The 12,036-nt window shown below is 55.4% G+C and carries 11 protein-coding genes; 7 read left to right on the forward strand and 4 right to left on the reverse strand.

The window, feature by feature from the left end:
* Nucleotides 1–6: 6 nt before the first annotated feature.
* Nucleotides 7–1,332, reverse strand: a complete 1,326-nt coding sequence (locus ACWKXX_RS17805) for a PTS sugar transporter subunit IIC (protein ID WP_023304355.1) — start codon at nt 1,330–1,332, stop codon at nt 7–9.
* Between the two features lie 299 nt (nt 1,333–1,631).
* On the opposite strand from ACWKXX_RS17805, the gene ACWKXX_RS17810 reads away from it, so the two are divergent.
* Entirely contained in the window at nt 1,632–2,669 is a 1,038-nt protein-coding gene (locus ACWKXX_RS17810) for a LacI family DNA-binding transcriptional regulator (protein ID WP_017692728.1), read from the forward strand.
* Here the strand turns inward: ACWKXX_RS17810 and lysA are convergent.
* Nucleotides 2,639–3,901 carry a diaminopimelate decarboxylase gene (gene lysA / locus ACWKXX_RS17815; protein WP_017692727.1) on the reverse strand — a complete coding sequence of 421 codons (1,263 nt, stop codon included), beginning with the start codon at nt 3,899–3,901 and terminating at the stop codon, nt 2,639–2,641. The two genes, ACWKXX_RS17810 and lysA, sit on opposite strands and share 31 nt — an antisense overlap.
* A 120-nt stretch (nt 3,902–4,021) precedes the next feature.
* Between lysA and ACWKXX_RS17820 the strand changes: the two genes are divergently transcribed.
* Nucleotides 4,022–4,948, forward strand: a complete 927-nt coding sequence (locus tag ACWKXX_RS17820) for a LysR family transcriptional regulator (RefSeq protein WP_017692726.1) — start codon at nt 4,022–4,024, stop codon at nt 4,946–4,948.
* On the opposite strand, the gene ACWKXX_RS17825 is transcribed toward ACWKXX_RS17820, so the two are convergent.
* Nucleotides 4,943–5,635, reverse strand: a complete 693-nt coding sequence (locus ACWKXX_RS17825) for an aspartate/glutamate racemase (RefSeq protein ID WP_017382858.1) — start codon at nt 5,633–5,635, stop codon at nt 4,943–4,945. The genes ACWKXX_RS17820 and ACWKXX_RS17825 overlap by 6 nt on opposite strands.
* 135 nt (nt 5,636–5,770) lie before the next feature.
* Here ACWKXX_RS17825 and ACWKXX_RS17830 point away from each other — a divergent pair, with 135 nt between their 5' ends.
* Nucleotides 5,771–6,094: a cupin domain-containing protein gene (locus tag ACWKXX_RS17830; RefSeq protein WP_015571763.1), complete on the forward strand. Its 324-nt coding sequence runs from the start codon at nt 5,771–5,773 to the stop codon at nt 6,092–6,094.
* A 33-nt stretch (nt 6,095–6,127) separates the two neighbouring features.
* Here ACWKXX_RS17830 and wzz(fepE) read toward each other — a convergent pair whose 3' ends face one another.
* Nucleotides 6,128–7,264, reverse strand: coding sequence for an LPS O-antigen length regulator Wzz(fepE) (gene wzz(fepE), locus ACWKXX_RS17835; protein ID WP_017382859.1), 1,137 nt, complete (start codon nt 7,262–7,264; stop codon nt 6,128–6,130).
* 544 nt (nt 7,265–7,808) lie between these two features.
* Between wzz(fepE) and ACWKXX_RS17840 the strand changes: the two genes are divergently transcribed.
* Genes ACWKXX_RS17840 through ACWKXX_RS17855 form a run of 4 tightly spaced genes read left to right on the forward strand, consistent with a single transcriptional unit; the run spans nt 7,809 to nt 12,034 of the window.
* Entirely contained in the window at nt 7,809–8,699 is an 891-nt protein-coding gene (locus ACWKXX_RS17840; protein ID WP_023304356.1) for a carbohydrate ABC transporter permease, read from the forward strand.
* Nucleotides 8,692–9,594, forward strand: a complete 903-nt coding sequence (locus ACWKXX_RS17845) for a carbohydrate ABC transporter permease (RefSeq protein WP_017692724.1) — start codon at nt 8,692–8,694, stop codon at nt 9,592–9,594. Before ACWKXX_RS17840 ends, ACWKXX_RS17845 begins: the two co-directional genes overlap by 8 nt.
* A gap of 12 nt (nt 9,595–9,606) precedes the next feature.
* On the forward strand, nt 9,607–10,734 hold the full coding sequence (locus tag ACWKXX_RS17850; protein WP_023295369.1) for an ABC transporter ATP-binding protein: 1,128 nt from the start codon (nt 9,607–9,609) through the stop codon (nt 10,732–10,734).
* Between the two features lie 13 nt (nt 10,735–10,747).
* Entirely contained in the window at nt 10,748–12,034 is a 1,287-nt protein-coding gene (locus ACWKXX_RS17855) for an ABC transporter substrate-binding protein (protein ID WP_017382862.1), read from the forward strand.
* Nucleotides 12,035–12,036 lie beyond the last annotated feature (2 nt).

A 12,036-nucleotide genomic window follows, 5' to 3' on the forward strand; every position in this document is an offset into this window, starting at 1 on the left:
CTGTCCTCATGCGTTATCGGTGGCTTGTTGCAGTGCGGCCTGATCTGCGCGGCGTGAGGCAATTTTCACAAACGGCAGATAGATAATCACCGCGGTCACGATGCAGATAAACTGGGTGATCACCGCCCCCATGGAGCCCGCGGTTGACAGCCAGGCGTTGATCAGCGGCGGCGTGGTCCAGGGCACCATCACCACGGCTTTCCCGGCAAATCCGGTCACGGTGGCAAAGTAGCCAATCGAGCCCGTCACCAGCGGCGTGATGATGAACGGGATAGCCAGGATCGGGTTGAGCATGACTGGCATCCCGAAGATCACCGGCTCGTTGATGTTAAAAATACCCGGGCCGATGGAGAGCTTGGCGATCTCCTTCATCTCTTTACGTTTGGTGGCAATCATGACGGCTATCAGCAGGCCGATGGTCAGGCCGGAGCCGCCGATGCTCATATAGACGTCCCAGAACGGCATGGTGATGATGTTTGGCACCTCTTTGCCCTGCTCGAACGCGCTCATGTTAACGGTGATTGCCCCCAGCAGCAGCGGCTCGCGGATCGGCTTGATCATCTGGTTGCCGTGGATACCAATCACCCAGAACAGCTGGGCGACAAACATCAGCAGCAGGATCCCCGGCAGGCTTTGCACCACCCGCTCCAGCGGCTGTTGCACCACCTGGTAAACCGCGTCGTAGAGATACATACCGGTAATCTGATGAAACACGAAGCCAAAGGTGGCGATGGCGGTGGTGGTGATAATGGCCGGGATCAGCGCAGAGAACGACGCGGCGACGTTCGGCGGCACCGTGTCCGGCATCCTGATTTTCAGCCCCTTACGGTTTTCCAGCCAGCAGTAAATCTCCACTGACAGGATGGCGATAAACATGCCGAGGAACAGGCTGCGGGTATCCGAGAACTGGCGCAGCAGCACGTCTTTCACCACGTGCATCTCGCCGTCCACCAGCATTTCCACCGTCGTCGGCGTTACGCAGATAAAGCAGATCACCGCCAGCAGGCCGGGGAACAGAGACTTAATGCCGTTAATACGCCCCAGTTCAATGCCGATTAAAAACACCGCGCCGATGTTAAGAAAGTTGAGCGTGGCATAGTTCAGCGCGCTGGTGATCGGCTTTAACGCCGCCAGAAACGACAGCGACTGAAAGCTCGCCAGGCCGTTTTTCGGATCCAGCACCATATTGGAGATCAGTACCGAGAACGCCCCCACAATGATGACCGGCATTAAGGTAATAAACGCAGACTTAATCGCCTGGATATAGCGATAGCTGTTGAAGGTGGTGGCAAAACTGCCCAGAGCGTCGATCAGTTTTTCCTGAAATGCCATAGGGTAATACCTCAGTAAAAGGGCTTTTATTGAATAAGATGGACAGCCGGATACTATTGGTATGCCAAAAATAGCGTCCACAGGCGCTTTGTTCTGTGATTAAGCTCTCAATGAGGTAAGAGGTATTCCAGATTGCGATTTATCACCATTTTGGCATGCCAATGACAGGCATTTATCCCGCGGGCGAGGATCGTTACCGAAAAGCGTGATCGTTATGGGGTTTTGCCCTTCCCACGTCGCTTATGCGCCGGATGGTCTGTGTTAAACTGCAAACCATTACGTGGAAACAGGAATTTCGAATGGCAACAATGCTGGATGTCTCACTGCGTGCGGGCGTGTCGAAGGCCACCGTTTCGCGCGTGCTGAACGGCACAGGTCAGGTTAAAGAGAGCACGCGTCAGCAGGTATTTCGCGCGATGGAGGAGCTGGGCTATCGTCCGAACTTTCTCGCGCGTTCGCTGGCTAACCAGACCAGCAACAGCATTGGTCTGGTCGTCTCGACGTTCGACGGTTTTTACTTTGGTCGTTTGCTACAGCAGGCGTCACGGCAGACCGAAAAGCACGGAAAACAGCTGATTGTTACCGACGGTCACGACGCCCCTGAACAGGAAGAACAGGCGGTGCAGATGCTCGCCGACCGCAAGTGCGACGCCATCGTGCTGTATACGCGTTACATGAGCGAAAAGACGATCCTGAAGCTGATCAACAGCGTGCAGACGCCGCTGGTGATCATTAACCGTGAAGTGAGCCAGGCGGCGGATCGCTGCGTCTTCTTTGAACAGCAGGACGCGGCCTTCAAAGCGGTGGATTACCTGATAAGCCAGGGCCACCGGGAGATCGCCTGTATCACCGTCCCGATCCACACGCCAACGGGTAAAGCGCGACTGATGGGCTACCGTAAGGCGCTGGAGAAGCACGGTATTCGTCTCGACGAGCGGCGGATTAAATACGGCGATGCAGGCATGACGCGGGGTTACGAGCTGTGCAAGGAGCTGATTGCGGAAAAGACATCGTTCAGCGCCCTGTTTGCCTGTAACGATGATATGGCCCTGGGTGCCTCCAAAGCATTACACCAGGCCGGGCTGAAGATCCCGCAGGATATTTCGCTGTTTGGTTTTGACGATGCCCCCAGCGCAAAGTGGCTGGAGCCTGCCCTGTCGTCGGTGTATCTGCCGATCGACAACATGATCATCACGGCGATCGATCAGGCGATCCGGCTGGCAAAAAACCAGCCGGTTGAAGCGATCCCGCCGTTCACCGGCACCCTGGTGTTACGCGATTCGGTGACAACAGGGCCCTGGTTTAATCAGACCAGCTCTAACGCCAGCAGCTCCTGAATGGTCTGGCGACGGCGAATCAGCCGCGCCACGCCGTTATCAAACAGCACTTCCGGCAGCAGCGGGCGGCTATTGTAGTTGGACGACATAGACGCCCCGTACGCGCCAGTATCATGCAGCACCAGATAATCTCCCGGTTTTACCTCTGGCAGCGAACGGGTTTCGACTTTCCCGCCTTCCTGCTGAGTAAAGACGTCACCGGATTCACACAGCGGGCCGGCAACAACGGTCTCGATGCGCGGGGCGTTGACCAGATCGCGGCCATCGGCGGCAAGCGCGGTGATGTGATGATAACTGCCGTACATGGACGGGCGCATCAGGTCGTTGAAGCCAGCATCAATCAGCACAAAGTGACGGCTTCCCATCTCCTTCACGCTCCGCACCTGCGCCACCAGCACGCCAGCTTCGGCGACCAGGAAACGACCCGGCTCAATCTCCAGCTTCACCGCATGGCCCAGATGGGCGGCGATGCTGTCACGCGCGGCGCTCCACAGGCCGTAATAGTGATCCGTGTCGATCGCCTCTTCCCCTTCGCGGTAAGGAATCGAAAGCCCTCCCCCGGCGGAGATCGCCTCCAGATCCTGACCAAAATCGATAACCTGACGCACCATGGCGCCACAGACCTGCTCAAGATGGCCGTAATCCACGCCGGACCCGATATGCATGTGAATGCCCACCAGCTTGAGGTTGTAGCGTTGTAAAACCTCCAGCGCCGCAGGCATATCGGCATACCAGATCCCGTGCTTGCTGTTTTCGCCCCCGGTGTTGGTTTTCTGACTGTGACCGTGACCAAAGCCCGGGTTGATGCGCAGCCAGACGCGATGGCCAGGAGAGACCTGCCCAAGCTGTTCCAGCATATCCACCGAACCGGCATTGACCGGGATTTGCAGCTCGTGCACGCGCGCCAGCGTGGCGTCGTCAATCAGGTCAGCGGTGAAGACGATCGCGTCGCTGTCGGCTTTCGGATCAAACCCGGCCGCCAGCGCACGTTCGATTTCACCCAGCGATACGGAGTCAACCTTCACGCCCTGCTCGCGCATCAGGCGCAGAATATGAATATTGGAGCAGGCCTTCTGCGCAAAACGCACCACATCAAACTGATGCAGCGCGGCGATCTTCTCGCGGACAATCTGCGCATCGTAGACCCACACCGGGCAGCCGAATTCGGCAGGCAGGCGCAGCAGGTTATCGGCGTTTAAATCGGTCTCAGTCTGGTTGAGTGGGCGTGGCATGGTCGTCTCCGGAAATCTGTTTTTTATCATTACGCCATAGCCTGAAGAGAATAAAAAATATCGTTTTATCTTGAGTCTATGCAAAAATGATATGGACTACGCTCAGCCATCAGGTGCCCTATGCCCGCCGTTAACCTACGCCATATCGAGATTTTTCATGCGGTAATGACCACCGGCAATCTCACTGAAGCCGCGCACATGCTGCACACTTCGCAGCCGACGGTCAGCCGCGAGCTGGCGCGTTTTGAGAAAGTGCTGGGGCTGAAGCTGTTTGAACGCACCCGCGGCAGGCTGCATCCAACGGTGCAGGGTTTACGTCTGTTTGAGGAGGTTCAGCGCTCCTGGTACGGGCTGGACAGGATCGTGAGCGCGGCAGAGAGCCTGAGGGAGTTCCGCCAGGGCGAGCTGTCCATCGTCTGCCTGCCGGTCTTTTCCCAGTCATTCCTGCCGGTACTGTTACAGCCGTTTCTGGCCCGCTATCCGGAGGTCAGCCTGACCATCGTGCCGCAGGAGTCGCCGCTGCTGGAGGAGTGGCTTTCGGCCCAGCGCCACGATCTGGGTCTGACCGAAACCCTCGTCACGCCAGCGGGAACGGAACGCACGGAGCTGCTGTCGCTGGATGAGGTCTGCGTGCTACCTGCCAGCCACCCGCTTGCCCACAAAGCGGAGCTGACGCCGGCGGATTTTCACGGTGAGAACTATATCAGCCTGTCGCAGACCGACAGCTACCGGCAGCTTCTGGATGGCCTGTTTGCCGAACATCAGGTGAAGCGGCGGATGGTAATGGAAACGCACAGTGCGGCGTCAATTTGCGCGATGGTGCGCGCGGGCGTGGGTATTTCGGTGGTGAACCCGCTCACGGCCATGGACTACGCCAGCAGCGGCGTGGTTCTGCGCCGTTTTAGCGTTTCCGTTCCCTTTACCGTGAGCCTGATCCGCCCGCTGCATCGGCCCGCCTCAGCGCTGGTTGATGCGTTTAGTGAACACCTGATTGCGCACGCGCGTCAGGTGGCGCTTCGCTTACCTGACCTGCAAAAACCACTATGACAGCATAAACTCCACCGCATCGGCGGCATGGATGGCGGCGGTATCGAAGACCGGTATCGGGCTTTGGTCTGCCGGCACCAGCAGGCCAATTTCGGTACAGCCGAAGATGACCCCTTCCGCCCCCTGCTGCGCCAGTTTCTCAATCACGCTGACATACCATGCGCGCGACGTTTCGCTGAAGGTGCCCAGACACAGCTCATCAAAAATAATCTGGTTAATGCGCGCCCGGTCGGCCTCTTCGGGGATCAGGCTTTCAATCCCGAACTGGCTGTTCAGCCGCCCGCGGTAAAAATCCTGCTCCATGGTGTAGCGCGTCCCCAGCAGCGCCACGCGCGTCATGCCGGCGGCACGTATGGCACGCCCGGTGGCATCCGCGATATGTAAGAACGGCAGCGAACAGCGGTCTTCAATGTGCGACGCCACCTTATGCATGGTGTTGGTACACAGCAGAATACCCTGCGCGCCCGCACGCTCCAGCCCGAGCGCGGCGTCCGCCAGCATCTGCCCGGCTTTGTCCCACTCCCCGCTCGACTGGCAGGCTTCTATTTCATGGAAATCCACGCTGTGCAGCAGCAGGCTGGCCGAATGCAGACCGCCCAGACGCTGTTTGACACCTTCATTAATCAGGCGGTAGTACGGGATCGTTGATTCCCAGCTCATGCCCCCTAACAGACCGATCGTTTTCATCTTTCCTCCTGTGCGTTTCACCCAGTGAAGCAAACTTGTGATCGCCTTTCCAGTTATTTGGCTAAACGTTTCCTTTTCGCCGCGGGTGAGATAAATTAATTGAAACAATGTTTCATTACATAACAGGGCGAAAATATGTTTATTTTCCATAAAGAGACCACGCTTGAGGATCTGGGCAACGGCGTGACGCGTCGTATTCTGGCGCACGACGGCAGGATGATGGCGGTGGAAGTGAATTTCGAGCAAGGCGCGATTGGCCCGATGCATAACCACCCGCATGAGCAGCTCACCTACGTTCTCTCGGGGGAGTTTGAGTTCACCATCGGCGAGGAGAAGCATGTGGTGATGGCGGGCGACACCCTTTATAAAGCGCCGCACGTGATGCACGGCTGCGTTTGCCTGAAACCCGGCACCCTGCTGGATACCTTTACGCCGGTTCGCGAAGATTTCCTGAAATAAAAAAAGGCGCTCAGTTGAGCGCCTTTTTTGAAGTTATTCCGTAACCGGCTCAGGAAGTTGTTCCGGCAGCGGGTTGCGGGTGCTCATTGCCTCGCGCAGCAGCACGCTGCCACAGGCGAACAGTCCACCCAGAATACACGCCAGCAGCACGATCAGGGCTTTGCCCGGGCCATCTTTTTTCACCGGCATAGAAGGTGAAAGCTGGTATTTGAACGGCTCCAGGCTCACATCTTCGAAGGAAAGTTTTTGCAGCTGTGCCAGATAGTATTCGCGGTTCTGGAAATCGGCGTTCAGCTCAGAAACATCCTTCAGATTTTTTTCAATCTGCAATTTCTGCGCAATCCCGTCCGCACCGAGGGCGACGGAATAATCCGGATCGTCTTTCACCGCCTGTCCATTGCTGTAGACCGGCTTTTTGATCCCTGCCGCGTTCGCCACTTCCAGCGAGTAGTTCAGGCGTTGCAGGTTGGTATTATGGATATTTGTCAGACGGACCCGATCCAGCTCCAGCTGCTGCTGAACCGTTTTGGTTCTCAGGATCAGCTGATCGCGAATGTTTTGCATGGTCTCCTGCTCGACGATGCGGGAGATGTACTGAATGTAACCATTCAACACTTTCTGCGCGTCCTCTGCCGTTGGGGCAGTGAAGCTTAACGTCCAGGAGAGGTACGGTGCTTTATCAGCGTTTTTTTCCTGCGTGTTATCAACAGCCTTCATCTTTTCGGCAATATTGACCACCGCGCGGTGCAGCTCCAGCGGGTCAACCTGAGCGCCATCGAGCTGAGCCATCACGTAAGGTGAGCTCTTCATGTACTCTTCAAGCAGAGACTGGGACTGAAACTTTTTGATAAACAGATTAAACACATCCGCACGGGTAATTTTCACGTCGACATCAAGCACCTGGAGCGCCACCATCATCTGGCGCAGCGAACTCCACTGCGTCTGTTCCGCGGGCGTAATGACCGCTTTACTGGTCCATTTTTGCGGTATCAGAAAAGCGATTGCCAGGCCGACCAGTGCAAATGCAAAGACAATGGTGATGATGCGTTTTTTTGCTGCCAGCAGGACGTCCAGCAGACCCAGAAGATCTATTTCTTTAGCGCTGACCGCCGGGGGAGCATAGTGAGGAAAATTGAGATCCGTATGTTTTTTGAAATCCATCGCTGACATAACTGTTCTTCTTTTAAGGATGCAGTGAAATTCTGCCTGACTGGTTCCGGTGTAACAAATCATACAAGAATGTAAGAATTATCTGAATGACGAATTGGTACATCTGTAGACCTGCTATCAGATCTGGTAGTTAGCCACGCTGCGTGACTATTGTTATTCCTGCTCCCCTTTTGCTTCATTATCTCTTCCTCATGGGCCGCGGCGAACGTCCATGGAAAGTCAAAAATGCCACCTCCCTCACTATATTGAAACAGCGTTTCGACGCCGATCACATTTCCACCATTAAGCGAATGACGCAGAAATAAATCGCAATAATATAAAATAAAACGATGTTTTAGTATCCAAGAACACCGGTTCAGCTCTTTTGAAACCAGAAGCGCTTACAGCATGAAGAAAGACAAAAAAGCGTTAAAAAACAAACGTAGGTTTTGCCGTTGCCAGACGTTGCACCCTGAATTTCAGCTCCCATGCCGCGCATCGCAGGCCCGGGAAAATGTAACAAAGCAGATTTCGTATTAAACCATTGATTGCCAGGTAGGTATGTATGAATGAAAACAAGCTGCTGGGGCTCGCATGGATATCACCCTATATCATCGGGCTGATAATCTTTACGGCATTCCCCTTCGTCTCATCGTTTTTCCTCAGCTTTACGGATTACGATTTGATGAGTCCGCCGGTGTTTAACGGCATCGAAAACTATCGCTACATGTTTACCGAAGACACGCTCTTCTGGAAATCCATGGGCGTGACCTTTGCCTATGTATTTTTAACCATCCCGTTAAAGCTCGCCTTTGCATTAGGAATTGCCTTTGTCCTGAACTTTAAATTACGCGGCATCGGCTTTTTCCGAACGGCCTACTATATTCCGTCGATCCTCGGCAGCTCCGTCGCCATTGCCGTACTGTGGCGCGCCTTATTTGCCATTGATGGTCTGCTGAACAGCTTTATCGGTGTATTTGGCTTTGATCCGGTGAACTGGCTGGGCGAGCCGTCGCTGGCGCTGATGTCCGTTACCCTGCTGCGCGTCTGGCAGTTCGGTTCCGCGATGGTCATCTTCCTGGCCGCGCTGCAAAACGTACCGCAGTCCCAGTATGAAGCGGCAATGATCGATGGCGCATCGAAATGGCAGATGTTCATGAAGGTGACCGTGCCGCTGATTACGCCGGTGATCTTCTTCAACTTCATCATGCAGACCACGCAGGCGTTCCAGGAATTTACCGGGCCGTACGTCATTACCGGCGGCGGGCCAACCTATTCGACCTATCTGTTCTCGCTCTACATCTACGACACCGCGTTCAAGTATTTCGATATGGGCTATGGCGCGGCGCTGGCGTGGATCCTGTTCCTGGTGGTGGCCGTCTTCGCCGGTATCGCCTTTAAGTCGTCGAAATACTGGGTGTTCTACTCCGCCGATAAAGGAGGCAAAAATGGCTGATATTCAACAACTCTCCACGGCAAGAAGCGTCGCCGAACGCGAAGTGGCCCGCACGCTGCGCAGAGAGAAAATCAACGCCTCCGTTCGCTATGTGATCCTGCTGGTTGTCGGCCTGCTGATGCTTTACCCGCTGGTGTGGATGTTCTCCGCGTCGTTCAAACCGAACCACGAGATCTTCACCACACTGAGCCTGTGGCCAGCCCACGCCACCTGGGATGGTTTCGTGAACGGCTGGAAAACCGGGACCGAGTACAACTTCGGCCATTACATGCTGAATACCTTTAAGTATGTGATCCCGAAAGTGATCCTGACCATTATCTCCTCCACCATCGTGGCGTACGGCTTTGCCCGCTTCGAGATCCCGTGGAAGAAGTTCTGGTTCGCCACGCTCATCACCACCATGCTGCTGCCCAGCACCGTGCTGCTGATCCCGCAGTACCTCATGTTCCGTGAAATGGGCATGCTCAACAGCTATATGCCGCTGTACCTGCCGCTGGCCTTCGCCACTCAGGGGTTCTTCGTCTTCATGCTGATCCAGTTCCTGCGCGGCGTCCCGCGTGACATGGAAGAGGCGGCGCAGATTGACGGCTGTAACTCCTTCCAGGTGCTGTGGTACGTGGTGGTACCGATCCTGAAACCGGCCATTATCTCCGTCGCCCTGTTCCAGTTCATGTGGTCCATGAACGACTTTATCGGGCCGCTGATTTACGTCTACAGCGTGGATAAATACCCCATCGCACTGGCGCTGAAAATGTCCATCGACGTCACCGAAGGCGCGCCGTGGAACGAAATTCTGGCAATGGCGAGCATCTCCATTCTGCCATCCATCATTGTCTTCTTCCTGGCACAGCGCTACTTCGTACAGGGCGTCACCAGCAGCGGAATTAAAGGTTAAGAGGGAAATACCATGGCTGAAGTTATTTTCAACAAGCTGGAAAAGGTCTACTCCAACGGCTTTAAAGCGGTACACGCTATCGATCTTAAAATTGCTGAAGGGGAATTCATGGTGATCGTCGGCCCATCCGGCTGCGCCAAATCCACGACCCTGCGCATGCTGGCGGGGCTGGAAACCATCAGCGGCGGCGAGGTGCGCATCGGCGACAAGATCGTGAACAACCTCGCGCCGAAGGAGCGCGGTATTGCAATGGTGTTCCAGAACTACGCCCTCTATCCGCACATGACGGTGCGCGAGAATCTGGCCTTTGGTCTCAAGCTGAGCAAACTGCCGAAAGATCAGATTGAGTCTCAGGTGAATGAAGCCGCCAAAATTCTTGAGCTGGAAGAGCTGCTCGACCGCCTGCCGCGCCAGCTTTCCGGCGGCCAGGCGCAGCGCGTGGCGGTAGGCCGTGCGATTGTGAAAAAACCGGATGTGTTCCTGTTCGATGAGCCGCTTTCAAACCTCGACGCCAAACTGCGCGCTTCGATGCGTATCCGTATTTCTGACCTGCACAAGCAGTTGAAGAAGTCAGGAAAACCGGCGACCACCGTTTACGTGACCCACGACCAGACCGAAGCGATGACCATGGGCGACCGCATCTGCGTGATGAAGCTCGGCCATATCATGCAGGTGGACACGCCGGACAACCTCTACCACAAGCCGAAGAACATGTTCGTGGCGGGCTTTATCGGCGCGCCGGAGATGAATATACGCAAAAGCGTGCTGGTCGAAAAAGCGGGCCAGCTGCACATCGCCATTGGCGATGAAACCATGCCGCTGAACGCGGAGAAGCAGGAGAAAGTCGCGGCTTACGCGGGTCAGGAGATCTTCTACGGCGTGCGCCCGGAATTTGTGTCGCTCTCTGATGAGCCCTTCCCGAATGGCGGCTGTAGCGGGGAGATGGTGCGCGTGGAGAACATGGGCCACGAATTCTTTGTGTACCTGAAGGTCGCGGACTACGAACTGACCGCCCGAATCCCGTCCGATGAAGCTAAGCCAATGATTGATAAAGGGCTTCATCGTAAGGTGTATTTCACGTTTGAGATGAACAAGTGTCATATTTTTGACGCAAAAACTGAACAGAACCTCTCTCTCTGATGGAGTGATAAAAATGAAAAAAGTGCTTTTAAGCGCAGCAATCTCCGCGACCCTGGGCCTTACCGCTTTGCCATCGATGGCGCAGAATGTGGATTTACGGATGTCCTGGTGGGGCGGCAATGGCCGTCACCAGGTCACTCTGAAAGCGCTGGAAGAGTTCCATAAGCAGAACCCGGACATCAACGTAAAAGCGGAATACACCGGCTGGGACGGTCACCTCTCCCGTCTGACCACCCAGATTGCGGGCGGCACCGAGCCGGACGTGATGCAGACCAACTGGAACTGGCTGCCGATCTTCTCCAAAACCGGTGACGGCTTCTACGATCTGAACAAGATGAAGGACGTGATCGACCTGTCGCAGTTCGATCCCAAAGAGCTGCAAACCACCACCGTGGACGGCAAGCTGAACGGCATTCCGATCTCGGTGACGGCGCGCGTGTTCTACTTCAATGACGAAACCTGGAAAAAAGCGGGTATTGCGTACCCGAAAACCTGGGACGAGCTGATGGCGGCCGGTAAAACCTTCGAGAGCAAGCTCGGCAAGCAATACTATCCGGTGATCCTGGAGCACCAGGATACGCTGGCGCTGCTGAATTCGTACATGATCCAGAAGTACAACATTCCTGCGGTGGATGAGAAAACCAAAAAGTTCAGCTACACAAAGGAACAGTGGGTGGAGTTTTTCCAGACCTACAAAAAGCTGATCGACAGCCACGTCATGCCGGACACCAAATACTATGCCTCGTTCGGTAAGAGCAACATGTATGAGATGAAGCCGTGGATCCAGGGTGAATGGGGCGGCACCTACATGTGGAACTCCACCATCAACAAATATTCCGACAACCTGAAGCCACCGGCGAAACTGGAGCTGGGCAGCTACCCAATGCTGCCGGGAGCCACCGACGCGGGTCTGTTCTTCAAACCGGCGCAGATGCTGTCGATTGGTAAGACAACCAAAAACCCGGAAGCGGCAGCGAAGCTGATTAACTTCCTGCTCAACAGCAAAGAAGGGGTCGATACGCTGGGTCTTGAGCGCGGCGTGCCGTTGAGCAAAGTGGCGGTGCAGTATCTGACCGAAGACGGCACCATTAAAGAGGACGATCCATCCGTGGCGGGCCTGCGCCTGGCGCAGTCGCTGCCGGCGAAACTCACCGTCTCGCCATACTTTGACGACCCACAGATTGTGGCGCAGTTCGGTACCTCTTTGCAGTATATCGACTACGGGCAGAAAACCGTGGAAGAGACGGCCGCTGACTTCCAGCGTCAGGCGGAGCGTATTTTGAGACGTGCGATGCGGTAAAC

This window comes from Enterobacter sp. UPMP2061, assembly GCF_053709615.1.

Excerpts from the sequence above, each read along its gene's own strand:
- ACWKXX_RS17805 (WP_023304355.1), bottom strand. The coding sequence starts at position 1,332 with ATGGCATTTCAGGAAAAACTGATCGACGCTCTGGGCAGTTTTGCCACC.
- ACWKXX_RS17810 (WP_017692728.1), top strand. The coding sequence starts at position 1,632 with ATGGCAACAATGCTGGATGTCTCACTGCGTGCGGGCGTGTCGAAGGCC.
- lysA (WP_017692727.1), bottom strand. The coding sequence starts at position 3,901 with ATGCCACGCCCACTCAACCAGACTGAGACCGATTTAAACGCCGATAAC.
- ACWKXX_RS17820 (WP_017692726.1), top strand. The coding sequence starts at position 4,022 with ATGCCCGCCGTTAACCTACGCCATATCGAGATTTTTCATGCGGTAATG.
- ACWKXX_RS17825 (WP_017382858.1), bottom strand. The coding sequence starts at position 5,635 with ATGAAAACGATCGGTCTGTTAGGGGGCATGAGCTGGGAATCAACGATC.
- ACWKXX_RS17830 (WP_015571763.1), top strand. The coding sequence starts at position 5,771 with ATGTTTATTTTCCATAAAGAGACCACGCTTGAGGATCTGGGCAACGGC.
- ACWKXX_RS17840 (WP_023304356.1), top strand. The coding sequence starts at position 7,809 with ATGAATGAAAACAAGCTGCTGGGGCTCGCATGGATATCACCCTATATC.
- ACWKXX_RS17845 (WP_017692724.1), top strand. The coding sequence starts at position 8,692 with ATGGCTGATATTCAACAACTCTCCACGGCAAGAAGCGTCGCCGAACGC.
- ACWKXX_RS17850 (WP_023295369.1), top strand. The coding sequence starts at position 9,607 with ATGGCTGAAGTTATTTTCAACAAGCTGGAAAAGGTCTACTCCAACGGC.
- ACWKXX_RS17855 (WP_017382862.1), top strand. The coding sequence starts at position 10,748 with ATGAAAAAAGTGCTTTTAAGCGCAGCAATCTCCGCGACCCTGGGCCTT.